Origin of the sequence: Ancylobacter polymorphus, from assembly GCF_022836935.1 — a bacterium.
GTDB lineage: Bacteria > Pseudomonadota > Alphaproteobacteria > Rhizobiales > Xanthobacteraceae > Ancylobacter > Ancylobacter polymorphus_A.
In genome coordinates this window covers 3,091,683-3,116,829 of the sequence record NZ_CP083239.1, presented here as the reverse complement: position 1 = coordinate 3,116,829, position 25,147 = coordinate 3,091,683, and the positions used below count along the sequence as shown (strand labels likewise).

Annotated in this window: 24 protein-coding genes and 2 tRNA genes; 9 read left to right on the top strand and 17 right to left on the bottom strand. The window is 68.2% G+C overall.

The genetic code is table 11. From position 1 onward, the window contains the following. Positions 1-130: 130 nt before the first annotated feature. On the bottom strand, positions 131-994 hold the full coding sequence (locus K9D25_RS14695) for a tetratricopeptide repeat protein (protein ID WP_432207884.1): 864 nt from the start codon (positions 992-994) through the stop codon (positions 131-133). Continuing rightward, positions 981-2,708 (bottom strand): dihydroxy-acid dehydratase, encoded by a 1,728-nt coding sequence (ilvD, locus tag K9D25_RS14690; protein WP_244376360.1) that lies wholly within the window; start codon positions 2,706-2,708, stop codon positions 981-983. The genes K9D25_RS14695 and ilvD overlap by 14 nt, the downstream gene beginning before the upstream one ends. 245 nt (positions 2,709-2,953) lie before the next feature. Between ilvD and K9D25_RS14685 the strand changes: the two genes are divergently transcribed. Then, the gene (locus tag K9D25_RS14685) at positions 2,954-3,142 is read left to right on the top strand and encodes a hypothetical protein (protein WP_244376359.1); all 189 of its coding nucleotides are present in this window, start codon (positions 2,954-2,956) and stop codon (positions 3,140-3,142) included. Between the two features lie 19 nt (positions 3,143-3,161). Here the strand turns inward: K9D25_RS14685 and K9D25_RS14680 are convergent, their stop codons facing one another. From K9D25_RS14680 to K9D25_RS14660, 5 genes are all read right to left on the bottom strand, one after another. Next, positions 3,162-3,878, bottom strand: a complete 717-nt coding sequence (locus tag K9D25_RS14680) for an MgtC/SapB family protein (RefSeq protein ID WP_244376358.1) — start codon at positions 3,876-3,878, stop codon at positions 3,162-3,164. Positions 3,879-3,922: 44 nt separating this feature from the next. Further along, positions 3,923-6,754 (bottom strand): valine--tRNA ligase, encoded by a 2,832-nt coding sequence (locus tag K9D25_RS14675; RefSeq protein WP_244376357.1) that lies wholly within the window; start codon positions 6,752-6,754, stop codon positions 3,923-3,925. A 116-nt stretch (positions 6,755-6,870) separates the two neighbouring features. Further along, positions 6,871-8,649, bottom strand: coding sequence for a DUF2497 domain-containing protein (locus K9D25_RS14670; RefSeq protein ID WP_244376356.1), 1,779 nt, complete (start codon positions 8,647-8,649; stop codon positions 6,871-6,873). Between the two features lie 229 nt (positions 8,650-8,878). Further along, entirely contained in the window at positions 8,879-10,285 is a 1,407-nt protein-coding gene (locus K9D25_RS14665; protein WP_244376355.1) for a TolC family outer membrane protein, read from the bottom strand. A gap of 180 nt (positions 10,286-10,465) precedes the next feature. Then, positions 10,466-11,128: a protein-L-isoaspartate O-methyltransferase family protein gene (locus tag K9D25_RS14660; RefSeq protein ID WP_244376354.1), complete on the bottom strand. Its 663-nt coding sequence runs from the start codon at positions 11,126-11,128 to the stop codon at positions 10,466-10,468. A 401-nt stretch (positions 11,129-11,529) separates the two neighbouring features. On the opposite strand from K9D25_RS14660, the gene K9D25_RS14655 reads away from it, so the two are divergent. From K9D25_RS14655 to K9D25_RS24995, 4 genes are all read left to right on the top strand, one after another. Continuing rightward, positions 11,530-11,603: transfer RNA gene (locus K9D25_RS14655), tRNA-Cys, on the top strand. A 197-nt stretch (positions 11,604-11,800) separates the two neighbouring features. Then, a complete protein-coding gene (locus tag K9D25_RS14650) occupies positions 11,801-13,600 on the top strand; it encodes an ABC transporter ATP-binding protein (protein ID WP_244376353.1) in 1,800 nt (599 codons plus the stop codon). A 90-nt stretch (positions 13,601-13,690) separates the two neighbouring features. Further along, positions 13,691-13,766: transfer RNA gene (locus K9D25_RS14645), tRNA-Asn, on the top strand. Positions 13,767-13,946: 180 nt separating this feature from the next. Next, positions 13,947-14,276 carry an Arm DNA-binding domain-containing protein gene (locus tag K9D25_RS24995; protein WP_347881450.1) on the top strand — a complete coding sequence of 110 codons (330 nt, stop codon included), beginning with the start codon at positions 13,947-13,949 and terminating at the stop codon, positions 14,274-14,276. A 155-nt stretch (positions 14,277-14,431) separates the two neighbouring features. Here the strand turns inward: K9D25_RS24995 and K9D25_RS14640 are convergent, their stop codons facing one another. Then, on the bottom strand, positions 14,432-14,911 hold the full coding sequence (locus K9D25_RS14640) for a hypothetical protein (protein ID WP_244376351.1): 480 nt from the start codon (positions 14,909-14,911) through the stop codon (positions 14,432-14,434). A 364-nt stretch (positions 14,912-15,275) separates the two neighbouring features. Between K9D25_RS14640 and K9D25_RS14635 the strand changes: the two genes are divergently transcribed. The 4 genes from K9D25_RS14635 (at position 15,276) to K9D25_RS14620 (ending at position 17,753) form a co-directional block, all read left to right on the top strand. Further along, positions 15,276-16,043 carry a hypothetical protein gene (locus K9D25_RS14635; protein WP_244376349.1) on the top strand — a complete coding sequence of 256 codons (768 nt, stop codon included), beginning with the start codon at positions 15,276-15,278 and terminating at the stop codon, positions 16,041-16,043. 472 nt (positions 16,044-16,515) lie between these two features. Beyond that, entirely contained in the window at positions 16,516-16,734 is a 219-nt protein-coding gene (locus K9D25_RS14630) for a hypothetical protein (RefSeq protein WP_244376347.1), read from the top strand. 54 nt (positions 16,735-16,788) lie between these two features. Beyond that, positions 16,789-17,118, top strand: a complete 330-nt coding sequence (locus K9D25_RS14625) for a hypothetical protein (protein WP_244376345.1) — start codon at positions 16,789-16,791, stop codon at positions 17,116-17,118. Positions 17,119-17,339: 221 nt separating this feature from the next. Further along, a complete protein-coding gene (locus tag K9D25_RS14620; RefSeq protein WP_244376343.1) occupies positions 17,340-17,753 on the top strand; it encodes a hypothetical protein in 414 nt (137 codons plus the stop codon). 6 nt (positions 17,754-17,759) lie between these two features. Here K9D25_RS14620 and K9D25_RS14615 read toward each other — a convergent pair whose 3' ends face one another. From K9D25_RS14615 to hybE, 9 genes are all read right to left on the bottom strand, one after another. After that, on the bottom strand, positions 17,760-17,936 hold the full coding sequence (locus tag K9D25_RS14615; protein WP_244376341.1) for a hypothetical protein: 177 nt from the start codon (positions 17,934-17,936) through the stop codon (positions 17,760-17,762). Between the two features lie 86 nt (positions 17,937-18,022). Further along, positions 18,023-19,084 carry a hydrogenase expression/formation protein HypE gene (hypE, locus tag K9D25_RS14610; protein WP_244376339.1) on the bottom strand — a complete coding sequence of 354 codons (1,062 nt, stop codon included), beginning with the start codon at positions 19,082-19,084 and terminating at the stop codon, positions 18,023-18,025. Continuing rightward, complete coding sequence (gene hypD, locus K9D25_RS14605) at positions 19,081-20,217, bottom strand: hydrogenase formation protein HypD (RefSeq protein WP_244376337.1); 1,137 nt, start codon at positions 20,215-20,217, stop codon at positions 19,081-19,083. The genes hypE and hypD overlap by 4 nt, the downstream gene beginning before the upstream one ends. Positions 20,218-20,230: 13 nt before the next feature. Further along, on the bottom strand, positions 20,231-20,545 hold the full coding sequence (hypC, locus tag K9D25_RS14600) for a HypC/HybG/HupF family hydrogenase formation chaperone (RefSeq protein WP_244376335.1): 315 nt from the start codon (positions 20,543-20,545) through the stop codon (positions 20,231-20,233). A gap of 12 nt (positions 20,546-20,557) precedes the next feature. Then, the gene (locus K9D25_RS14595; RefSeq protein ID WP_244376333.1) at positions 20,558-22,030 is read right to left on the bottom strand and encodes a sigma-54-dependent transcriptional regulator; all 1,473 of its coding nucleotides are present in this window, start codon (positions 22,028-22,030) and stop codon (positions 20,558-20,560) included. Next, positions 22,027-22,944 (bottom strand): hydrogenase nickel incorporation protein HypB, encoded by a 918-nt coding sequence (gene hypB, locus K9D25_RS14590; protein WP_244376331.1) that lies wholly within the window; start codon positions 22,942-22,944, stop codon positions 22,027-22,029. Before hypB ends, K9D25_RS14595 begins: the two co-directional genes overlap by 4 nt. Continuing rightward, positions 22,944-23,285 carry a hydrogenase maturation nickel metallochaperone HypA gene (gene hypA / locus K9D25_RS14585; RefSeq protein WP_244376329.1) on the bottom strand — a complete coding sequence of 114 codons (342 nt, stop codon included), beginning with the start codon at positions 23,283-23,285 and terminating at the stop codon, positions 22,944-22,946. The genes hypB and hypA overlap by 1 nt, the downstream gene beginning before the upstream one ends. Next, positions 23,278-24,255, bottom strand: a complete 978-nt coding sequence (locus tag K9D25_RS14580; RefSeq protein ID WP_244376327.1) for a hypothetical protein — start codon at positions 24,253-24,255, stop codon at positions 23,278-23,280. The genes hypA and K9D25_RS14580 overlap by 8 nt, the downstream gene beginning before the upstream one ends. Next, entirely contained in the window at positions 24,252-25,145 is an 894-nt protein-coding gene (gene hybE / locus K9D25_RS14575; protein ID WP_244376325.1) for a [NiFe]-hydrogenase assembly chaperone HybE, read from the bottom strand. The genes K9D25_RS14580 and hybE overlap by 4 nt, the downstream gene beginning before the upstream one ends. Positions 25,146-25,147 lie beyond the last annotated feature (2 nt).

The window sequence follows — 25,147 nt, the reverse complement described above, 5'->3', positions numbered from 1 at the left end:
GATTCTGGGTTACGTCATCCCGGCCGAGCGTAGCGAGAGCCGGGATCGCTCTCCACTCCGAGCGATCCCGGATCGGCCGATGGCCGTCCGGGATGACCTTGAACGATAGGCAGGGCCCGAGCGAGGCGCCTCAACGCGCCGTCTTCATGTATTGTTCGAGATAGACCAGCGCCATGGCGCGCTCGTCCGAACTCGCATTGGCGAAGGCGTCCTCATAGAGGTCCACCACCCATTTGTCCTGCGGGCCGGCAGCCGCGTCGCGGGCGAGGGTGAGCCACATCAGGCCGCGCGCAGCCTGACGCGGAATGCCGTCATCGCCCTTGAACAGCAGGCCGCCCAGCGCCGCCTGTGCCTGATACTGGCCCTTCTGCGCCGCCAGACCCAGCCAGCGCGCGGCAAAGCGCGGGTCGCGGTCGACGCCGTCGCCATCGATATAGAGGCGCGCCAGATGGTACTGCGCGCCGGGATCGCCGAAATAGGAGGCGGCATAGGCGAACATGTCGCGCGCCCGCGTGGCGTCGCGGCGCACCTTGGTGTTGGGGATGCCGACGAGATAATAGGCCCCGAGCGCCACGAAGGCGTCCGCCACGAAGCGCGCCTCCGGCGTCGCCGGGTTGTCGTCGGCGTGCATGTTGGCGATCTGGCTGAAATATTCGAACGCCTTGATGTCGTTGCGTTCGACGCCCTCGCCTTCCGCATACATGCGGCCGAGCTTCCACTGCGCGCCGGCATGACCCTTTTCGGCGGCATAGCGCAGGGAATCGATGCCCTGCTCTGTCTGGCCGGAGCGCAGCGCCTGGGCGCCGAAGCGCACGGATTCCTCGATGGTGCGCGGCTTGCCGGGCGTCGCCGCGGCAGGGGCGTCCGCCCCCGGCGTGCCATCGAAGGCATGCGAGGTCGGTGCGGCCAGCAACGCGGCCAGCAGCGCCGCGCAGAAGAGCGCGGTGCGCGGGAGGGGGAGCGGGCGAGCGCCCGTGAGGTCAGATATCCGCATAGCACGCCGTCTCGGCCGCGCCGCCGGGGTGAGTGACCGCGCCATCACGGGCGGGTCCCACGGCCTGCGCGAACTTCCAGATGGCCCCCGAGCCGACGGGCGACGGACGCGGCTTCCACTCCGCCCGGCGGGCGGCGAGTTCCTCGTCCGAAAGCGCCACGTCAAGCGTGCCCTCGATCGCGTCGATAGTGATGATGTCGCCGTCGCGGATCAGCCCGATCGGGCCGCCGACCGCCGCCTCCGGCCCGACATGGCCGATGCAGAAGCCGCGCGTCGCGCCGGAAAAGCGTCCATCGGTGATCAGCGCCACCTTGTCGCCCGCCCCCTGCCCGTAAAGGGCGGCGGTGGTCGACAGCATTTCCCGCATGCCGGGACCGCCCTTCGGCCCCTCATAGCGGATGACCAGCACGTCGCCTTCCTTATAGGCGCGCTGCGTCACCGCCTCGAAGCAGGCTTCCTCGCCGTCGAAGCAGCGGGCCGGGCCGCTGAATTTCTGGTTCTTCAGCCCCGCCACCTTCACGATGGCGCCGTCGGGCGCGAGATTGCCCTGCAGGCCGACCACGCCGCCGGTGGCGGTGATCGGGTCATTGGCCGGGCGCACCACGTCCTGATGCGGGTTCCACTTCACCGAGGCGAGGTTCTCGGCGATGGTGCGGCCGGTCACGGTGAGGCAGTCGCCATGCAGGAAGCCGTGGTCGAGCAGCGTCTTCATCAGCAGCGGAATGCCGCCGGCCTCGAACATGTCCTTGGCGACATAGCGCCCGCCGGGCTTGAGGTCGGCGATATAGGGCGTGCGCTTGAAGATTTCCGCCACATCGAACAGGTCGAACTTGATGCCGGCCTCATGCGCCATGGCCGGCAGGTGCAACGCGGCGTTGGTCGAACCGCCCGAGGCGGCGACGACGGTGGCGGCGTTCTCCAGCGCCTTCAGCGTGACGATGTCGCGCGGGCGGATGTTGCGGGCGACGAGGTCCATGATCTGCTCGCCGGCGGCCATGCAGAACCGGTCGCGGATCTCGTAAGGCGCCGGCGCGCCGGCCGAATAGGGCAGAGCGAGGCCGATCGCCTCGGAGACGGTCGCCATGGTGTTGGCGGTGAACTGCGCGCCGCAGGCGCCGGCCGAAGGGCACGCGACCTGTTCGAGCTCGTCGAGGTCATCGTCGGACATCAGCCCGACCGAGTGCTTGCCGACCGCCTCGAACATGTCCTGCACCGTCACCGGCTGGCCGCGGAAGGAGCCCGGCAGGATCGAGCCGCCATAGATGAAGATCGACGGCACGTTGAGGCGCAGCATCGCCATCATCATGCCCGGCAGCGACTTGTCGCAACCCGCCAGGCCGACAAGCGCGTCATAGGCATGGCCGCGAATGGTCAGTTCGACCGAGTCGGCAATGACTTCGCGCGAGGCCAGCGAGGCCTTCATGCCGTCATGGCCCATGGCGATGCCATCGGTGACGGTGATGGTGCAGAATTCGCGCGGCGTGCCATTGGCACTGGCCACGCCCTTCTTCACCGCCTGCGCCTGACGCATCAACGAGATGTTACAGGGGGCCGCCTCATTCCAGCACGAGGCGACGCCGACGAGCGGCTGGTGAATCTGCTCGCGGGTCAGGCCCATGGCGTAGAGATAGGACCGGTGCGGCGCACGCGCCGGGCCTTCCGTCACATGGCGGCTCGGCAGGTTCCGCTTGTCGATGATCGTCCTGACGTCCATTTTCTTCACGCATCCCGGCGCGGGGGCTCTTTATCTCGGCACCGCATCCGGCACCTTTATCCCCCGTCTATCCGTCGGATTTCGTGCCGGTTTGTGGCGGCTTCGCGGCGTCGGCGCCGTGGGCTTCCGTTATGGTTGCGAATGCGTGACACTGTTGCCGGTCAGTCACAAAAACGCGGCGGCCGCCCCGTGGTTCAGGTCATCGGCGGTGCGCGTTAAGTATTTGACAAAACAGGGAGAGCAGCGTGTCGAGCGGCAATATCGTGGAGCGCCTGCGGGCGATGGCGGCCAATATCGACGCCTTCCGCCGCGACAAGGTCGAGGACGAACTTTCGGAAGCCGCCGACGTGATCGAGCGGCTGCGGGCGGAACTCGACCGCATGGACAAGCTGCTGGAATCGGCGCGGGCCGCCGCCGCACCGCCGCAGGGCTGATGCGCCGTCCGCGCCCGGCTCAGTCGGCGGCGGAGCGGGTCCAGTCGGCGGATGTCACCCCCGGCAGATGGCGCAGCCGCGCCACAGCGGCGTCGAGTTCCGCCACCCGCACCGAGGTGTTGACCAGCGTGGCCCGCAATTCGCTGCTGCCATCGGGGCGGTCCTGCATTTCCACCTCTTCGACCGGGAACTTCGCCGCCTCCAAAACGGCCGACACCTTGCTGCGCAGGTCGGCCGCGCGCGCCGCTGGCACGATGAGACTGACGCCATAGGTCGCCTCGGTCGATTCCTCATTGCGCGGCAGACGCTCCAGCGCCCCCACCAGCGGACGCAGCAGCGTGTTGCCGGCGAGCACGAAGCCGGTCAGCAGCACGGACTGGGCGATGAGATCGGCGCCCGCGCAGGCCCCCACCGCGGCCGAGCACCACAGGGTCGCCGCCGTGTTCAGGCCGCGAATATTGGTGCCTTCCTTCATGATGACGCCGGCACCGAGAAAGCCGATGCCGGAGACGACATAGGCGACCACCCGCACCGCGCCTTCCGGCCCGGAGAGATGCATCGCCATATCGACGAACTGGGCGGCACCGAGCGCCACCAGCACATTGGTGCGCAGGCCGGCGGTGCGCTGGCGGTATTGCCGCTCGGCGCCGATCGCCGTGCCCATGGCGAAGGCCACCACCAGGCTGATGATCGTCGAGGCGAAGTCCCCCGGCTCGAACGATTCGATGAACGGCATGCCGATCCCCTGCCCTGCCGCCACTGCGGCCCGGTCGCCCGGCCTCAGCCGGCGCGGCCGAGCCGGGTCAAAGCCTCACCGATCTTGGCGGCGCGCTCCGACGCCGCCTCGCGGCGCTCACGCTGCTCCTCGATAACTTCCTCGGGTGCACGTTTGATGAAATCGGCATTGCCGAGCTTGGCATCGACCTTGGCGATGTCGTCCCGCGCCTTGGCCAGCTCCTTAGCGAGGCGCGCACCTTCCGCGTCCATGTCGATGATGCCGACAAGCGGCAGCGCCGCCGTCTCGCCGCGCACCACGATCTGCACCGAGCCCGCCGGGGCTTCCGCCTCGAAGGTGATGCCGGACAGGCGGGCGAGGCGCGTCAGCGTGTCGAGCCACACCACCACGCGCGCGCGCACCTCTTCCGGTACGCCAACCAGCACCAGCGGAATCTGCGCGCCGGCCGGCACGTTCATCTCGGCGCGGACCGAGCGGATTTCGGTGATGAGATCGACCAGCCAGCCGATTTCCGCCTCCGCCTCGGGCGCTTCCAGCCCCGTCAGAACCGGCCATTCAGCGAGGGTGAGCAGGCTGGCGCGCGGAGCGCCGGTCTCCGCCGTGCGCGCCCACAGCTCCTCGGTGAGGAAGGGCATGAACGGGTGCAGCAACTTGAGGATTTCGTCGAGCACGTAGGCGGTGGTGGCGCGCGTCTCGTCCTTCCAGCCGCCATTGCCGTTGAACACGGGCTTGGCAAGTTCGAGATACCAGTCGCAGAAGATGTTCCAGACGAAGCGATAGGCCGCGCCGGCCGCTTCGTTGAACTTGTAGGCTTCCAGCGCCTGGGTGATTTCGGTCCCGGCCTTCTGCAGCTCCGAGAGAATCCAGCGGTTGAGCCGGGATTCGGCGTTGCGCGGCACGAAGGCGGGATCGCGCCCGCAGCCATTCATCTCGGCGAAGCGGGCGGCGTTCCAAAGCTTGGTCGCGAAATTGCGGTAGCCCTCGACACGCGAGGTGGCGAGCTTGATGTCGCGCCCCTGCGCCGCCATCGCCGCCAGCGTGAAGCGCAGCGCGTCGGCGCCATACTTGCCCACGAGGTCGAGCGGGTCGATGACGTTGCCCTTGGACTTCGACATCTTCGCGCCCTTCTCGTCACGGACGAGGGCGTGGATGTACACATCCCGGAAGGGCACGTCGGGCATGAAGTGCAGGCCCATCATCATCATCCGGGCGACCCAGAAGAAGATGATGTCGAAGCCGGTGATGAGCACCGTGGTCGGGTAGAAGCGCGCGACTTCCGCGCTCTCGTCCGGCCAGCCGAGCGTGGAGAACGGCCACAAAGCGGAGGAGAACCAGGTGTCGAGCACGTCCTCGTCGCGGGTGATCAGTGCCGCGCGCTTTTCTGGATCGGCGGCGAGTTCCTGCGCCTCGGCATCGGTGATGATGCCGTTCTGCACGCAATGGGCGAGCGCGGCGGCAACGGCGGCTTCTTCCGTCTCCTCGACGAAGACCGAGCCGTCCGGCCCGTACCAGGCCGGGATCTGGTGGCCCCACCACAGCTGGCGCGAGACGCACCAGGGCTGGATGTTCTCCAGCCACTCGAAATAGGTCTTCTCCCAGTTCTTCGGCACGAAGTTCGTGCGCCCCTCGCGCACGGCGGCGAGTGCCGGCTGGGCGAGGGTGTGGGCGTCGACATACCACTGGTCGGTCAGCCACGGCTCGATGACGACATTGGAGCGGTCGCCATGCGGCACCATGTGGGTGTGCGGCTCGATGCGGTCGAGCACACCGTGCTCCTCCAGCAGCGCGACGATGGCCTTGCGTGCCGCCTCGCGCGACAGCCCGTCGAGCGCCAGCGCGGCGTCGAGTTCCGCGCCCGGCCGGGTCCCGGCGAGGAAATCCTCATTGCCGGCCAGCGTGATGCGCGCCTCGGAATCGAGCACGTTGATCATCGGCAGGACGTGCCGGCGGCCGACCTCGAAATCGTTGAAGTCGTGCGCCGGTGTGATCTTCACCGCGCCGGTGCCCTTGGTCGGGTCGGAATACTCGTCCGCCACGATGGGGATCAGGCGGCCGACCAGCGGCAGGCGCACCTTGGCGCCCGCGGCGACGAGGCCCTGATAGCGCGGGTCTTCCGGATGCACCGCGACCGCCGTGTCGCCCAGCATGGTCTCGGGACGCGTGGTGGCGACGACGATGTAGTCGCGCGTCTCGAACTCGTAAGGCTGGTTGTTCTCGTCGAAGGCGATGGGGTGCTGATAGGTCACGCCATCGGCGAGCGGATAGCGCAGGTGCCAGAGATGGCCCTTCACCTCCACCTGCAGCACTTCGAGATCGGAAATGGCGGACTGGAACTTCGGGTCCCAGTTCACCAGCCGCTTGTCCTTGTAGATCAGCCCTTCCTTGTAGAGCCGCACGAACACCTTGAGGACGGCGCGCGAGAGGCCCTCATCCATGGTGAAACGTTCGCGCGACCAGTCGCAGGAGGCGCCCAGCTTCTTCAACTGGTTGATGATGGTGCCGCCGGATTCTTCCTTCCACGCCCAGATGCGTTCGACGAAGGCGGCGCGGCCCATGTCGCGGCGGCCGGGCAGCTGGCGCTCGGCGAGCTGGCGTTCCACCACCATCTGGGTAGCGATGCCGGCATGGTCGGTGCCGACCTGCCACAGCACGTCCTTGCCGCGCATGCGCTCGAAGCGGCAGAGAATGTCCTGCAGCGTGTTGTTGAGCGCGTGCCCCATATGGAGCGAGCCGGTGACGTTCGGCGGGGGAATGACGATGCAATAGGGCTCGGCCCCTGCCCGCTCCGGACGCCCGGCCTTGAAGGCGCCCGCCTCCACCCAGCCCTGGTAGATGCGGTCTTCGACGGCGGCGGGATCGAACCTGTTGTCGAGCATGATGGCTCCGGCACCTCAATTGAACAGGCGCGAGAGAAAGCGGAGCGGATGCCTCAAGTCAACTCGCGAGAGGCGATGCGCGCTGCAAAGCCCGGAATCGGGCCGATTGTGCCCGGCTATTGCCCGTGGCGGGCGACGCGCTCGATTTCCGCCCGCACCAGCCGCTCGACCAGCGCCGGCAGGTTCTCGTCCAGCCATTCCTTGAGCATCGGCCGCAGCGCGTCGGTGACGAGATCGTCGATCGAACGCGGCGGCAGGCTGCTCATGGTGCGCTGCAGGGAGCTGAAAGCGGCGGACACCGCGCTGCTCGCGGGCCCCGATACCAGCCGCTCGCGCACGGCCTCGGCGGTTTCCGTCGACGGCGCCGGCCGGCTACCGGTGACCGGGCGGGCTTCCACCGGCCGGCTTTCCGCCGGCGGTGCGTCGCTGCGCCGGGCCTCGGCCCCGCTGCTGTCGACAACGCGCGACTCGGAAGGGCGCGGCTCATAAGACCGGCCCTCAAAGGCGCGCCCCTCATAAGCGCGCGGTTCGTAGGAGCGGGGCTCGTAAGTGCGGGGCTCCTGCGGACGTGCTTCCTGGGGACGAGCCTCCAACGGGCGCGGCTCGGCAGCGCGCGGTGCGGGTGGCTCGTTCACCGGCGCAGCGCTGCGGGGCCGCGCGTCGCGGACCGGCTCCATGGGGGCCGGCGCGGCAGGCGTAAGGGGCGCCGGCATCGGCAATTCGCTCGGCTCGGCCACCGGATGCGACGCGGCGACCGGCGCCGCGGGCTCAGCCACCGGGGTGGCGGGCGCCGCTGTCGTCGCTTCAGGCTCGGCGGTGACGGCCACAGGGCTCGCCGGGGCGACCGCGGACGGCGCCACCGGAGCCTGGGGCACCGTCACCGGCGCGGGCGCTTCAGCCACAGCGGCGACGGACGGTGCCGACACATAAGGTGCCCGCACCGGCTCCACCCCGACGGGCTCGGAAAGGGGGGGCTTCGCCTCCGGGGCGCGCGCAGCCGGCGCGGCCGCCCGCTCCGGCGGGGTAGCCGGCTCGGTCAGCGCCCCATTCGCCAATTCGGCCTGAACCGCCTGCTCCACCAGCGCCAGGTCGAGCAGCGCCGCCGCCAGCGGCTTGTCGAGATCGCTGTCCAGCGGCGCCGGCGGCTTGACCATTGACGGGCGGGAATAGGAGGGACGCAGGGGCGGCAGCGCGCCCATGCCGGCGGCCGTGGACGCCGCCACGGCGGGGGGCGGTGCTGGCCGGGGCGCCGCGGGTGCGACGGCCGCGCGCGATTCCGCCGCCGGCACCGGGGTACGTGGCTCGACCAGACGCGGCTCGCTGCGCGGGCGCACCTCCGGCAAGGGCCGCAGATCGGGCATGGGCCGCGAATCGGGAAACAACCGTGGCTCGGTGCGGCGCGGTTCGGGCGGGCGATTCTCGCTCGCCACCGGTGCGGGGGCCGGCACGTCCAACGCGCGGGCGGCAGAGCCGCCGGAATAGACCGCCCCTGCCGGCGCGCGGCTCACAACGGAGGGCGGCGAGAACGGCGCGGCCGCCAGCGCGGGAGCGGCAACGGTCACCGGACGCGAGGCAAAGGGATCGGCTGCCGGCGCCCGCCCGCGCGGGGCATAGTCGACCGGGCTCTCGACCCGCTCGCGAAAGGGGGGCGGCGCATAGGACAGGGCTTCCGGATCGGCCGGAGCCGCCTGCGGACGCGGCGGGACCGGAGCGGCGGGGCGGGGCGCGGCCTCACGGGTCGGCGAAGCCGCACGGGCGGCGGACGCCTCGCGCCCGGAACGCGACGCCTCATTGCGCGCGGTCGCCGGCTCGCCGGCCACCTCGTCGGAAATGATGCGGCGGATGGAGGCCAGGATCTCCTCCATCGACGGCTCACTGCCTCTCGCATTCGGCATGCGCTGCTTTCCGATCCCGGGGCTGAGGCGCTCGGCCGAAGCGCACGATTCAACCCGTTAACACTTCATGAAGTCTGGACCGCCGGGGGCGGCACGCCAAGATGCAACCCGAGAGGATGAACAAGGTTCGCAATCTAAGGTTAACGGCGTACGCGCCCACTGCAAGCTGCCACTCGCCTTCATCACCGCCGAGGCGACCGGTGAAGGCGCTCGGCGGCAGCGGAGGCCCTTACTGCCCGCCGGGCGTGCGCACGCCGATCCAGGCGTCGCGTACCTGATCGTAGTGGACCTGCGGGTTGTAGATCGGAACCTTGAGGCCGAGCGTGGTGGCGCTGAGACGCCCCGACGCCGAAAGCACCGCGTAGGAAGCGACAACGCGGTCGCGCTGGGCGATGACGAGGCTGGCGCGGGCATTGAACAGCGCCGTCTGCGCGTTCAGCACGTCGAGCGTGGTGCGCTGACCGACACGCCATTCCTCACGCACGCCGCGCAGCGCGATCTCGTTGGCCGCAACCGAAGCCTGCGCCGATTCGATGGCCGCCTTGGCCGCTTCCAGCGAACCCCAGTACTGCACCGCGTTGGCGCGGACCTGCTCGCGGTTCACGTCCACTTCGATCCGCAGCTGGCCGAGCGTCTCCTTGGCCTGCCGGATCGACGCGTACTCGCCACCGCCCTGATAGATCGGCACGGTGAGGTTCAGCGTCGCCGACGCCGAGGTCTGGCGCTCGATATTCAGCGTGCTGTTGTAGTCGGACGAGGCCGCGCCATTGAGGGTGAGCGTCGGCGACAGGGCCGCCTCGGCCACCTTCACATTCGACACGCCGGCATCGACGGCGTACTCGGCCGACTTCACCGCCGGATGGCTGGTGATGCCGGATTCGACGGCGGCCTTCTCGCTCTTGGGCAGCAGGCGATCGATCGGCCGGCCCGGGCTCAGCTTGGTCGGGCGCAGGCCAATCACCTGGTAGAACACGGCATTGGCCGTGTTGAGGTTCGATTCGGCGAGCGCGAGTTCGCTCTGCGCGTTCGCGACGCTGGCTTCCGCCTGGGCGACGTCGGTGCGGGTGATCTCGCCGACCGAGAAGCGGTCGCGGGCGGCGCGCAGCTCTTCCTTCAGCGCTTCGAGGTTCTGCTTCTGCAGTTCCACGAGCGCCGCGTTCTGCAGCACGTTCATATAGGCGGTGGCGGCATCGAGCAGCACGAGCTGCTCGGTGTTGCGCAGCAATTCGCGCTGACCACGCACCTGAGATTCGGCGCTGCGTACGGAATTGGCCGTCTTCAGGCCGTTATAGATGGTCTGGCTGATGGTGATGCCGACGCCGGTCGGATACGTCTTGGCAACGGAGAGCGAACCCGTCCCCGCCGTCACGCTGCCGGGATCGACCCGGGTCTCGGCCCATTGCGCGCCGGCATAGGCGGTGCCGAAGATCTGGGGGCGATAGCCGGACAGGGCGATCGGCACATACTCGTCCGTCGCGCGGGTGGCAGCGCGCTGCGAGTTCAATGTGGGATTGTTGCGATAGGCCGCCACAAGCGATTGTTCGAGGGTCTGAGCCTGTGCCGGCACCGAAATGCCAACGACAAACGCGACCGCCGCCAACGCGACGACCTTACCCCCGGTAGCCGACAGCCACATGTCCAACCTCTGCGAACGCTAATCTGATGGGAATCACCTGCCCCCGGGCGACTCTCTCACTCTGTTACTCACGTGAACGCAGGATAGGTGCTCGAAGATGGACTGTGAACCGCTCGGTTTGGTGCGGCGAACGATTTCGTCGCACACGCGGCAGATGCGCCACAGGGGCGCTAAAAACCTTTAGAACACAAAGCCCGGGCGCGCCTCGAAGCCCGGCAGGGTCGGCACGGCGGCGTCGAACACCACGCGCGAGCCGATGCCGCCGGAGGTATTCGTGTAAACCGTCGCCCGCCCGGCGCGCCCGCGCCCGACGACGGCGACAAGCCGTCCGCCGGGCTTCAGCTGAGCGAGCAGCGATTCGGGCGTCTCGTCGACGCCGCCATTGACCAGAATCACATCATAGGGCGCCTCGCCGGGCCAGCCGGCGGCCATCGGCCCCTGCACATAGGCGGCATTGAGCAGGCCGAGTTCGACCAGCAGCGACGAACCTTGCGCGGCGAGCTCGGCGTCCTCTTCCAGCGCCACCACCTGACCCGCGAGCTTGGCCAGCACGGCGGTGGAATAGCCGCTCGCCGCCCCGACATCGAGCACCAGCGCGTCCGGGCCGATCTCAGCCGCCTGCAGCAGCTTGGCCAGCACCATGGGTTCCATCAGGTAGCGCGCCGGCGCCCCTTCCTTCACCAGCACGTCGTCATCGATATAGGCGAAGTTGCGCAGAGTGGCCGGAACAAAGCGCTCGCGCGGCGTCTCCAGCATGGCGGCGACGATGCGCAGGTCGGTGACGTCGTTGGCACGCACCTGGGCGTCCACCATGGCGCGGCGCAGTTCGGCGAAATCGATCATTCGGCGACAACCTCGAAAGCAGACAGGCAAGGCCGCGCGCGGGCCGCGCGACGGGCGCGCACCCGGGAGGCGCGAGCGAACGGCGTCAGAATTGCGGCAGCGGCGCTCTCATTGCAAGCGTTCTCGGCGCGCAGGCTCGAAGATTTCCAGTCTGGCATGCCAGCGCGCCGCCAAGTCGCCCGCAGTGTCCGCGCTTTGAGGCTCGGAACCGCCTAGGGGCGGCCAGGACGCGCGTGATGGCGCGGCGGAATGCCGCTTCACGGGGCGGGACGGCCCCCCTCCCCGGCACTTGCGCGCATCAATCATCCCCACCTTCTGCCCCGACGCGCGTTGCTCATCGGCCCGAGCTCTGTTATGAGCCGCGCCGGCCCTGTCAGGCGCCCCATGGGTAGCCTGGGTCGGGCCACGTGGCGGAGTGGTTACGCAGCGGACTGCAAATCCGTGCACCCCGGTTCGATTCCGGGCGTGGCCTCCAGTTCACGCACCCGCCGCCGGCCTTGAGAAAGCGCCGGCGGCGGGTGTCGTCACCGCCTTATCGGTCGCCGGCGCAGCCGCCGTCATGGGTTTGACAACAAGCCATGATCGTCGTTGATGATCCGCGCTCCGTCACCGGAGAGGCGGAGCGAAGGGCGACGCCCGTTCCGGCCGGGCCCGTGCAGAGGATTCTCGACGATGCTGCCTCCCAAGATGGCCAATGCGTTCCGCAACATTATCAGCGCGGAGACACGTGACACGGTCAGCCGGCTGTTCCTTCAGGACGGGCGGCGCCACTGGAAGGGGTATGCCATCTCCTTCGTCTTCATGGGGATCATGGCCGGCACGACCTCGGGCCTTGCCTATCTCATGGGCGACGTGATCAACCGCATCTTCGTCGAGCAGAATTCCAACGCGATCTGGATTCTCTCCGGAGCCGTCGTGGCGCTGTCCGTCATCAAGGGATTTTCCGCCTACGGGCAGGCAGTGGCGCTGGCCAAGGTCGGCAATCGCATCGTCGCCGACAACCAGAAGCGCGTGCTCGACCGCCTGCTGATGCAGGACGTGACCTATTTCTCGGGCAGCCACACCGCCGAAATCATGATGAGGTTCAACACGGGCGCGCAGGCCGCGCGCAACGTGCTGAACCTCATCATCACCAGCCTGGGGCGCGACCTGCTCTCGGTCATCGGCCTCACACTGGTGATGATCATCCAGGATCCGTTCATGGCGATGATCGGCTTCGTGGTGATGCCGATCGCGGTCGGTGGCGTGCGGTCGCTGATCCGCAAGGTGCAGAAGATCTTCAGTCGCGAATTCCACAGCGCGATCCAGATCATGACGGAGTCGATCGACGCCTTCCAGGGCATCCGCACGATCAAGTCCTTCACGCTGGAAGACGTGCAGCGCGAGCGCATTTTCGAGCGCATCGACAAGATGGAAAAGGCTTCGAACCGCATGATGCGGGCGCAGTCGCAGTCCGGGCCGCTGATGGAAGCGCTGGGCGGCGTCGCCATCGGCCTCGTCGTCATGTATGCCGGCTGGGGCGTTCTGCATGGCGGACGCACGCCGGGCGAGTTCTTCTCCGTCATCACCGCGCTGCTGCTCTGCTACGAGCCGGCCAAACGCCTTGCCCGCCTCAACATCGACCTCACCACCCATCTCATGGGCGCCCGGATGCTGTTCGCCATCCTTGACCGGCCGGCGACCGAAGCCGACGCGCCGGGCACGCCCGAACTCGCGATCAAGGGCGGCGGCGTCGTGTTCGACGAGGTGGTGTTCAGCTATCGCGAGGGCGAGCCGGTGCTGCGCGGGCTCAGCTTCGTTGCCGAACCCGGCCAGACCACCGCGCTGGTCGGCCCCTCGGGCGGCGGCAAGAGCACGGTGATGAACCTGCTGGAGCGCTTCTACGAGGTCGAATCCGGCGTCATCACCATTGACGGCCAGAACATCGACAGCGTGACGCGCCACTCGCTGCGCAAGGCCATCGGCTTTGTCAGCCAGGACGTGTTCCTGTTCACGGGCACGGTGCGCGAGAACATCGCCGCCGGCCGTCCCGGCGCCACCGAGGAAGAGATCATCGCGGCCGCCCGCTCGGCGCACGCGCATGATTTCATCATGGGCTTCGAGGGCGGCTATGACAGCCGCGTCGGCGAGCGCGGCACGCAGCTCTCGGGTGGCCAGCGCCAGCGCATCGCCATTGCCCGCGCCTTCCTCAAGGACGCGCCGATTCTGCTGCTCGACGAAGCCACGGCCGCGCTCGACAGCGAATCCGAGGCCGAAGTGCAGAAGGCGCTCAACGAATTGCAGCGCAACCGCACCACGCTCGTCATCGCCCATCGCCTGCAGACGGTGATCAACGCCGACAAGATTTGCGTGATCGAGAAGGGCCGCGTCGTCGAAAGCGGCCGCCATGACGAGCTCGTGGGCAAGCGTGGACGCTACTTCACCTTCCACCAGCTGCAGTTCGCCGGGCAGCAGGAACGCCTCAGCGCCTGAGGATATCCACATGCTGCGGGATGGAAGGGGTTCACAAACCCATCCCGCATTGCTATATCGCCGGCCTCCGAGACGCCACGGCGTCCCCGGTCCCTGATAGCTCAGTTGGTAGAGCGTTCGACTGTTAATCGAATGGTCGCAGGTTCGAGTCCTGCTCAGGGAGCCACTCCCCCGTTTCTGGGACGGCTCAGCTACTGCCAGTTCGCCTGGCTAGCCCTTGAATTTGCCAGATAGTTTCTTATCCAGCTTCCGCTCGCTGTCCCAGCCGGGATCGGCCAGAGCCACCCCATCCCGCGAATTTGTTGGCCTGTAGGCCGTGTTTTCGTGATCCCAGCGATCAGCCGGGATGGCGAACATGGCCCTGCCAGATGCGGCGTGCCGGACGGCCAAGGGCCGGGCAGGCGACGACAAACTTTCCGACGGTGGTGGCCTCTATCTCTTCGCGAAGCCCAACGGCGCCCGCGTAGGGCAGCAGGCCGACAGATTCGCGGGCAAACAGAAGAAACTCGCCTATCAGCCCTATCCGCTCATTTCGCTGGCCGATGCGCGGCGGCTTCGGGACGGGCCAAAAGGTTGCTGGGCTCCGGGGGTAGACCCGGGGGCCCACAAGGCCGCCATTGCGCCGTCGGGCGATACTGCCCGAAGTCGGCCAACGCGACGACGCCATGCTCGGTGATCAGCACATGCGGGCATGGCTTCAATCAGATAGCCGCCGGTCAATCCGGGGGGGGGGTGCATTCCCGCGACGTCCGGCTGGACTGGAGCGGGGGCGCTACCTTGGCGTCGGCGCCAGCCGCCGATGACGAAGTGCGCCGCCCGCCGTTCAGCGCGTCACGGTGCGTTCTCGTTGACGCAATCAGTCAGGCGAATGATCGCCTTTTGCGCGTCGCGGAGGTTCCACTTGAGCTCACGGTTGCCGATCCAGACTTCGATGGTGCGGGCCGTCTCGAAAACCTGGGACATGTCCCAGCTCATCGTCATCCAGGCGCGGTCTCGATCGGACGTGAAGTTGAAATACTCCGGCTGTTCGTCATTGAAGCCGACGCTCACGTCGTCGCCATTCCTATAACCCTGGGCCGGGATCGAGAGGCTGAAATCCGGCCCCTTGCCGTTATGGGCGACCCGCAGCACCTTGCCGTTCTGGGTGGTCTCGATGATGCAACGGTTGAAACTGTTGTCATTGTTGCGGTTCAAGATCACGCGCCAGCCCCCGATGGTGGCCAGTACGCTCTCGCCCGCGAGGGATGGAGCGGGGGCCATGTGAAGACTGAAGGCGGCAAGCGTCAGCAGCAAAAGGGCAGGTTTGTTCATGATGTCTCTCGCAGGAAGGGGACGCGCGCAAAAGGGTGGTCGCTCAAAGTCGCATTCTTGATTATTGACTACTAGGGTACCGTGGACACAGCGGTGGTCAAGCGGCTTCAGGCGCCCGGAGCCTTACGGGAACAGCGCATCGCAGCCCCATCGCCGAACCCACGCTCCTGCGTCGACACGTGACGTGGATTCCCGGCAGAACCGCCCTTGAACGGTATCAGGGAACGTGCAAGATCGCAGGCCAGTGCCCCTTGGCCGAAGTTAACGACATACTTGTCTTTCTTTGCCGGCAACGTCTTCCTGTGCCCAGGCAGCGTTGGAATGCCGATTTACGCTCTTTCCCTCCCATTCCCCCGGTCACTCCATGAACACTCGCTTGGTTAAAGTCCTTCCTGCCATGGTTGCTCTTCTTGTGGCCGCTGCTGGGTCAGCACGGGCGGAGGGCGAGCTTCTCTACAAATGCGGCGGCGATCTCGGGCTTGTTGTCGAAACCCATCCCGAGAACAGCAGTGGCAACTTTCATGGCACCTTCAGCGCGCCGCTCGTGCCCGATGGCAAGGGCGCCTGGGTGAATCCCGGCCGTGAATTGCAGTTCTGGCCGGAAGGCGACGGGCCGAAGCTTTTCGTTGGCGTCGAGGAGTTCTCCTGCGAGCCCGTCACCGACGAGCCCGGCATGAATGCCGGCGCCGAGCCGACCGACCCGAGCTTACAGCCGACAGCCGATCTTGAGATGGCGCCCTATGGCTCTACGCGCGGCTGGGAGGTCGTCTCGCTGAATGCAGGGTCGGAGTTTGTTGGCTGCGCCGGGTCGATCAGCCTTCCAGCGGGCTTCCTCATCCTTCAGAAGAAGACGTATGGCTGGGAACTGCGCGTCCCTGCTGAGCAGACGGAAGGGTTCGAGGGGGGCATTATCACGCTTGACGGACGCCGCGTGGATGCCCAGTTCGGCTTTACCGCTGAAGGCGCGGGCGAGGCGGGACTGGACGATCGCTTTGTCGCCGCCCTCAGGAACGGCAAACTGCTGACCACCCAGATCAAGGGCGCGAAGCCGGTCAAGTGGCCGCTGACAGGTTCGGCGGCCGTCGTGACCAAGATCGAAGAGTGCTTCAGCCGCAAGGGCCTGCTGCCCTGATGGCCATCGGCCCGGTTGGCGGATGAGCGCCGAAAAAGACGGTCATCCGGCGCGCCCCCACGACTGCGCCGGATGATGACTGCATGGGCTCCCTCGCGGCTCGCAGCCGCATGTGCGGACGAACAGTAGAGCGGCCGTCCTCCAAGCTGCCCGGCAATGATTTGGCGCGTTCGGAATTTAAGGTGACCGCGCTCGCACCCGGCCAATTCCTCACCGATTGGGCCGGACGCGCGAGGGAGCGCACGCCGCGTGCCCATTACCGGCTTTGACGCCGGTACTGGACCCCGATCCCGCGCGGCGTGGCACGCCAAGAGCGGCGGTCGGCATGGGCGATCCGACCAGGGCCGCGCAGGCGGTGCCAGCGTCGGTCGATACCCGCCGGTGCCGCGGTCCCTACGCGAGACGCCCCCGACGTCTGCGGAACCTTCCCGTTCACCAATTGTTAACGAGTGTTGCAACGGGAGACTGCCCCATGCTCGCGCGCAAATTCGACGTGGATTCGTCCAGCATCGCCTTCGACCGGCAGCGCGGTCATCTCGCCATGACCCTGCGGCCCCTGATTCCCGCCTATGATGAAGCCGCCGCCCTCGCCCATGGCTGGGGCGTGATGGCCGGGTGCCCCGATATCCGCCGGCTCGTGGTGAATCTTGAGGTCGATGCACGGCCCGCTCCGCTGCGGCCCATGGCCTGAAGCGGAACCCGCTTCGGCGCCGCGCGTTTGTCCATCTCCCATCAGGAGTGAATCATGGCCACGTCCACCGAACTCGCCGCCCTCTCCAAGGACCTCGAAGCGCTGCGCCGCGATGTCGCGAAGCTTGCCGGCTCGCTGGCAAGCCAGGGTGGCGCCAGCGTGAGCCGCTATGCCCGCGAATACGCCCGACGGGGTGCCTCGCGGGCGGGCGCCGCGCTTGATTATGCCGCCGATGGCAGCGCGGATTTCCTTGAAGAAGCGAGCGAGCGGGCGCGCCACGCGGCTGACGAGGTCGCCGCGCAGGTGCGCCGCCATCCCGCCATCGCCTTTGCCGGCCTGCTCACCATCGGCATGGTCGCCTATCTGATCTCCGGCCGCCGCTGAGGCGCTGAAACACCTGCATGGCGGCGTCGGCCGCCATGCGGACTTCCCCACGGCGCCGGCCAGACGTCCCGCGCTGAACCTCCCGCAAGGTCGGTCGCCTGACACACCGCAGCGCGCAAGCCTGCCACAAGCCTCCCCCGCCACATGTTCGCACGCTTCCAATATGTGGAGCGAGCAGGCTCCAGGCTCCGCCATGAGCCTCACAGACGCCGGGGTGCCGCATGACGCTTAACTGGAAACTCAAGGCAGCTGCCGCGGCCGCGATCGTCATCGGCGGTGGTCTGTATTTGCACAGCAAGGATGCGAGGACGGAAGCGCAACTGACCTGCGAGCGCCATATCGAAGCCACGACGACCCACGACCTGAGCGAGGACGAAGTCGCCGCGTTGCGGGTTCATGGGGACGCGACGAATGGCAAGGTCCAGGGCGCCTTTTTCCGTGAAGGTGTCCTGCGCTATGCCGTCTGCGAATTCGAGAATGGTCAGCCCAAGCGCGTCGGCGTCGACGGCAGTGCATGGCCCGATGTCGATCATTTGTCCATCCGCCGTCTGGACGTGTCGCATGCCCCGCGAAGCGCCACCGACGACGCCTCCTCGTCTCCGAGCCCGGCGCCGTTTCAGGCGCCGCACGGCTGAAGCGGTCTAACGTTTGCGGTCGCCGCGATCGCCCTCGCCGGGCTTGGCGTCGTTCTCGGCCTGCTTGCGCCGATCCTGGCTCAGCGAGCGCCCGACATCGACGGACTCCTTGAACCGCCCTTCCTCGTCGCGACGGACATAACGCTTGTCGGTCCCGGTATCGATCAGTTCGCGCTTGGTCATTTCTGGCCTCCTTGAAGGGCGGCACATGCCGCTCTGCAGGGCCAACGGACGAATCGGCACGCGGGTTCCTTGCCCCCGCCATCGCATCAGCAGATGCGCGGCAGCTGGTCGCCGACCAGCATGTCGACAATGCGCTCACCGCCGAAGCGGGTCTCCATCACCACGCGGCCGGGCCGGGTGTCGGTGATGCGCCCGATGGCGGCGGCACCGCTCCCTAGCGGGTGCGCCCGCAGCGCCTGCAAGGCGGCGTCCTCCTGTTCGGGCGGCACCACGGCGACGATCTTCCCTTCATTGGCGAGGTAGAGCGGATCGAGCCCGAGAATCTCGCAAAATCCCTGCACATCCGGGCGAATGGGCGTGTCGCGCTCGCGCAGGCGCACGCCGACGCCGCTCGCCGCCGCCAGTTCATTGAGCACCGCAGCGACGCCGCCGCGCGTGGCATCGCGCATCATCCGCACGCCCGGCGCGGCATCGATGAGCCGGTCGATCAAATCGTGCAGCGCGGCGCAGTCGCTTGCGATGTCGCTTTCCAGCGCCAGATCGCCGCGCGCATTGAGGATCGCCGCGCCATGGTCGCCGAGCTGGCCATTCACCAGCACGACATCGCCGGGCCGGGCGCGCGCAATGCCGACCTCGACCCCGGTGCGCACCACGCCGATGCCCGTCGTGGTGATGAACAGCTTGTCGCAGGCGCCGCGCGCCACGACCTTGGTGTCGCCGGTGACGATCGGCACGCCCGCCGCGCCGGCGGTCTCGGCCATGGAGCGCGCCACCGCCCGCAGCGTGTCGAGCGCCAGCCCCTCCTCGATGATGACGGCGCAGGACAGAGCCACCGGCCGCGCGCCGCCGACCGCGAGATCGTTGATCGTGCCGCAGACCGCTAGCTTGCCGATATCCCCGCCGGGAAAGAACAGCGGGTCGACGACGAACCCGTCGGTGGTGAAGGCGAGCCGGTCACCCTGCGCCATCAACGCGGCGAGATCGAAGCGGGCCTGATCCTCCGGGGCGCCTTTCGTGCCCTTGAACGTCTCGATGAACACCTCGTCGATGAGGTCGCGCATCGCGCTGCCGCCGCCACCATGCGCCAGCGTGACCGCTTTCGGCAGGTTGCGCCGGGGCGTGGCAAGGACGGGAATGGGCGGGTTCATGCCGCGCCCTCCAGCTGCGGCGGGCGCAGCCCGCCATATTGGTAATAGGCCGCGCAGGCCCCCTCGGAGGAGACCATGAGCGCTCCCAGCGGCATGTCCGGCGTGCAGCCGGTGCCAAACACCGGGCAAGCCCAGGGCTTCATCTGCCCGGTCAACACCTCGCCGCAGCGGCAGGCGGCGGGATCGGCTACCTGCACCTCCTTCACCGCGAAGCGCCGTTCCGCGTCGAAGCCGGCATAGGCCTCGCGCAGCCGCACGCCGGAATGGGCGATGGAGCCGAGGCCGCGCCACTCGAAGGTCGGCCGCAGTTCATACACCTCCTCCACCGCGCCCATGGCACGAGGATTACCGGCATCCGGCACCACCCGCGCATACTGGTTCTCGATTGTCGCGCGCCCCTGCTCCAGCTGGCGCAGCACCATCAGCAGCGATTGCAGCAGGTCGATCGGCTCGAAGCCGGCGACCACCATCGGCTTGGCGAACTCCTCGGCGATGAAGCGGTAGGGCTCGGTGCCGATGACCATCGAGACGTGCCCCGGTCCGATGAAGCCGTCTATGCCGAGATCGGGCATTTCCAGCAGCGCCCGCAGCGTCGGGATGATGGTGATGTGGTTGCAGAAGAGCGAGAAATTCGTGATCCCCTCGCGCGCCGCCCGCAGCACGGTCAGCGCGGTGGACGGCATGGTGGTCTCGAAGCCGAGCCCGAAGAACACCACCTCGCGCTCCGGGTTGCGCCGGGCCAGCGCCAGAGCGTCCAGCGGCGAATAGACCATGCGCACATCGGCGCCGTCCGCCTTGGCGGCAAGCAGGCTCTTGCGTGAGCCCGGCACGCGCATGGCGTCGCCGAAGGTGGCGAAGATCACTTCCGGCCGTTCGGCGATGGCCACACAATCATCGACCCGCCCCATGGGCAGAACGCAGACCGGGCAGCCGGGGCCGTGGACGAATTCGATGATGTCGGGCAGCAGCCCTTCCAGCCCATAGCGGAAGATGGCGTGGGTGTGCCCGCCGCACACTTCCATGATGGCAAAGGGCCGGTCGCGCCCGCGCTCCAGGCGCGCCGCCAAGGTCTCGATCTCGCGGATCAGGCCGCGCGCCAGAGCGGGATCGCGAAATTCATCGACATAGCGCATCACGCAACTCCGCTCACGAGGCCCGCAGCGCGGGGGATGGATGGAAAGGCTCCACGCTGCCGGAGCGCATCGCCTCGATCTCGCCTTCCGCCTCGCCGATCTCGGTCAGCACCTTCAGCGTGGCGGCGGCCTCCTCTTCGTCGATCACGCTCATGGCGAAGCCGACATGCACCAGCACCCAGGCGCCGATCAGTTCCGCGAGCGGGCGGCCGGGCTCGGCGACGCAGACGACATCGACCGTGCGCCGCACGCCGGACACATCGACGCTGGCGAGCATGGCCTCTTCATCGACGATGGCGACGATGCGGCCGGGAATGCCGAGACACATGGCGTTTTCTCCTCAATGGCTGCGGCCGAACGTGCCGTCGCGGGCGATTCCGTAGCGGTCGAGCTTGGCCCGCAGGCCGACGCGGGACAGGCCGAGTTCTTCCGCCGCGCGGCTCTTGTTCCAGCGGCAGCGCAGCAGCGTTTCCATCAGGATCAGCGCTTCCATGCGCTCGATGCGGTCCTTGAGCGGGCCGGTATCCCTCACCGCGAGATCGGCCGCCGTCGCGTTGGCGCTGGAGGCCGCGGCCCCGCGCAGCACATGCGGCGACAGCAGGTCCGCCCCCAGCGGCCCGCCCCCGGCCAGCACCAGCATGCGGGTGAGCTCGTTCTGCAATTCCCGCACATTGCCCGGCCAGTCATAGGCCTCGATGCAGGCCAGCGCCTCCTCGGTGAAGCCCTGGGTGCGCTTGCCATGGGCGCTGGACAGGCTGTCGAGAATGCGCGGCGCCAGCACGCGCAGATCGCCCCGGCGCTCGCGCAGCGGCGGCAGGGTCAGCACCATGGCGGCAAGGCGGTAATACAGGTCCTCGCGGAAGCGGCCGGCCTTCACCTCGCCGGCAAGGTCGCGATGGGTGGCGGCGAGGATGCGCACATCCACCCGCCGCGTCTCATTGGAGCCGACCGGGCGGATTTCGCCTTCCTGCAGGAAGCGCAGCAGCTTGACCTGGAAGGCCGGCGACACGTCGCCGATCTCATCCAGCAGGATGGTGCCGCCATCGGCCTGGTCGAGAAGGCCGATGCGCGTGGCATAGGCTCCGGTGAAGGAGCCCTTCTTGTGGCCGAACAGCTCGGATTCCAGCAATTCGTCCGGGATCGCCCCGCAATTGACGGCGAAGAACGGCCGCTCGGAACGCAGGCTCGCATAGTGGATGGCGCGGGCCAGCAGTTCCTTGCCGGTGCCGGTCTCGCCCAGCACCAGCACCGGTATGTCGAAGGCGGCGACCTGCGCCGCGCGCCGGCAGACTTCGTTCAGCGGGCTGGCGGGGGTGCGCACCAGCGCGTCGAAATGGAAGTTGCGCAGCACCCGCTCATGCTGCTCGGCAAAGCGCACCTCGGCGGCGGGCGCGGCGAGCTTGAGTTCGAGCGACAGCCGGTCATGTTCGCGCTGGAGATGGTAGAGTCGCGCCGCCCCCTGCGCGGCCAGCAGAAGCTGGTCCGGGTGCCAGGGCTTGGTGATGAACTGGTAGATGCCGGCTTCGTTGATGGCGCCGATCATGTCCTGCGGGTCGGTGTAGCCGGTGACGATGATGCGCACCACATCCGGCCAGCGCCGGCGGACCTCGGTGAGCAAATCCACGCCCGAGCGGCCGGGCATGCGCTGGTCGCAGAAAACGACCTGCACCCACTCATTCTCCAGAATTTCCAGCGCGCGGGTGGCGTCCAGCGCCGTGAACACCTCGAACTCCTCGCCGAGCACGCGGGCGATCACCTCGACCGAACGCGGCTCGTCATCGACGATGAGGATGCCAGGGAGGGTCTGGCTCACGGCAGTGCCTCCGCCGCCATGCGCAGCGCCCGCGCCCTGCCCTCCGCTTCCACCGCCAGTTCGGCGAGACGCTGGCGCCGGAGGTCCCCCAGCCAGCCGAGCCACGCCGCGAGGCCACCGGGCGACTTGGCGTTCACATGCAGGATCGACGCGACCGGATTGATGCGCTGGATGTTGCGCTCGATGGCGTCGACATCGACATCGAGATGGGGCAGCAAATCGGTCTTGGTGAGCAGGACGAGATCGGCGGTCTGAAAGATATCCGGGTATTTCAGCGGCTTGTCCTCGCCCTCCGTCACCGAGAGCAGCGTCACGCGCTTGTCCTCGCCGAGATCGAAGGCGGCGGGGCAGACGAGATTGCCGACATTCTCGATAAACAGCAGCCCACCCGGCGGCAGCGGCAGTTCCTCCAGCGCGTGGCCGACCATATGCGCGTCGAGGTGGCAGCCCTTGCCGGTGTTGATCTGCACGGCGGGGGTGCCGGTGGCGCGGATGCGCTCGGCATCGTTCGCGGTCTGCTGGTCGCCCTCGATCACCGCCGCCGGCACCCGCGCGCCCAAAGCCCGGAGCGTCTCGACCAGCAGCGTGGTTTTCCCGGCCCCGGGTCCGGCGAGAAGATTGAGCGAGACGATGCCGCCCGCCTTCAGCCGCGCGCGATTTTCCGCGGCGAAAGCGTCGTTCTTGGCAAGAATGCCCCGCTCGATCTCCACCAGCCGGCTTTCCGGCGGGGCGGCCGGATGAGGCTCGTGGTGATGGTCGTGGCCATGGTCATGGTCATGACCGTGATGATGGTCATGCCCTTGGTGATGAGCGTGCCCGTGACCGTGATGGTGGCCATGCCCATGCCCACGTGCCTCGCCATGGGCGCCTGAAATGGTGACGTCGTCCGATCCGCAGCCGCAAGTCACGCACATCACACCACCTCCAGGTCCTTGATACGCATCTCAGTGCCGCCATTGGGCCGCAGCCTCTCGCCGCCACATTGGGGGCATGGGGAAAGCCGGTCGGCGAGCGCCACCGTATCGGAGCAGTCGAAGCACCAGGCGGTGCCGGGCTCGTCGAGAATGTCGAGCTGGGCCGCTTCCGCCAGCGAGCCGCGCATCACCACATCGAAGCCGAAGCGCAGCGCCTCGACCTCGACCCCGGCAAAGGGACCGACCACCAGCCGCACCTTAGTCACCCGGGCGAAGCCATGGGCGCGGGCGGCATCCTTCAGCGAATCCAGCAGGCTCTCGCACAGCGCCATCTCATGCATGGGCGACCTCCCTCTGCTCCATCCGCAGCGTCACCGGCACACAGGGATTGACGCAGGAGACGACAAGACGGGCCAGCATCGGCGTCTGCCCGCTCATCGGCAAGGCCGCGAGCATGCGCGACAGCAATCCGCCGGGCGCGAGATTCCACGCGCTGGGGGACAGCACGCAGTAATCGGCGACAAGGCCGCCGACGACACGCGCGCGATGCGCCAGCAGGCCGCGCGCGGCGCGGGCGAGGCCGAGGCCGGGAGGCGCAAGGAGCGGAGCCTCCGGCGCTCCGTCGAGACACGCGACAAGGTCCAGCAGCCGGGCCAGCAGGCGCAGGAACAGGCTCGCCCCTTCGCGTGCGTGCAGGTCACGCAGCAGCGGCGCGGCGCTCCAGGGGTCGGCGGCGGTGGTCTCGCGCAAACTTGTCGGTTCCCCGGCGTCCAGCGCGGCGGCGATGTCGGCCGCGTCGGGCATGGCGAGTTCCGCCCGGCCCCAGGCGGGGTCGAGCGTGGCGCGGAAATGCGCCAGCAGGCGGGCCGTCGGGCTGTGGCCGGCCGCCAGCCAGTGTTCCATCGCCTTTATCGAGCCGCCGGCTAGGTCGATATCGCCGCCCATCAGGGCATCGCGCAGCCGGCGCATCGAGTCCTCTGAGCCGTTCGCCAGCCCGGCCAGCGCCGCCCGGTCGGGAGCATGGCCCAACAATGACGGCCAGTCGCACAGCAGGGCGACCGCATGGTCGCGCGCCCGCTCCCGCCGGGCGGCGCGCGCGGCGTCCTCGTCTGCCGGCAGGCCGAGCGCCGCCCGCGCCGCCTGCGCATGGGCGCCGGCGCAAAGGTTGAAAAGGCGCGGCATCAGCGCCGCCACCTCTTCCGCGCGGCGGCCGATGGCCCAGCCTGTGCCGAGTCCCCCGCCGGTCGGCGTCAGGCGCCAGCGCGGCGCGCCCTCGGCGGTGTCGAGCGCTATGTCGAGCCCGCCGATCATGCGCCGGTGCCCTCCCCGGCGGCAGGGGCGGAGGCAAGGCCCGCACCGAAGATCAGCGCGCGGCGGGTCGGCACGGCGGGCGCTTTCGCGGCCTCAGCGGGGCTCGCCTCCTCGTCGGTCGCTTCCATGCCTGCGGCCCGCGCCGCCTCGGCATCGACGGCTTCCTGCCGCGCCCGGCGGATCTCGTCGGAGCGGTCGCCTTCCTCGCGATTGGCCGGGTCGAACAGGGCGGCGAGCGCGGCACGCGCCGTCTCGGTCGCCTGCAGCATGGAGGTGAAATCGAACATGGGCGAAAACAGCGAGCACGCCTTGTAAGGGCCGGTCTCCGGGCGGTTGGCGCCGACGAACTCATACTCGCCGGAGGGAAAGGCGATGATCTCCTTCGCTCCCGGCACCAGTGCCGACCAATCCTCATCCGGTCCCGGCACCAGCACGAGGTTCATGAACCAGGGCGTGACCAGCATGCCGAGCACGCGGGGGCCGTGCGGACGAAAGCCGATGGCCTTGACCTCCAGCGTCTCGTTCAGCAGCGGCACGCCGCGCATCTGGCCGACATGGATTTCCCGGAACGCCGCCTCCAGCCGCGCCGGCATCTCGGCCGCCAGCCCCGTGAGGCGGGAATCGGCGCTCGGCGACACGGTCGCCGGCGCGCGCACGGGCGCCTCCTCCTCGGTGTCGATCACCATGAACTGGTCGCGGGCGCCGTCGCATTTCGGGCAGCGCCATTCCTCCGGCAGTGCCGCGAAGGGCGTGCCGGCCGGCACCTGCCAATAATCGCAGCCCACGGAAGGGTCGTAGACATGCCAGCAGATCTTGCATTCCAGCACGGCATTCGGTGCCAGCCGGGCGGCGTCGCCGAGGAAGGAGCCTTCAAAGCGCTTGGTCAGCATCG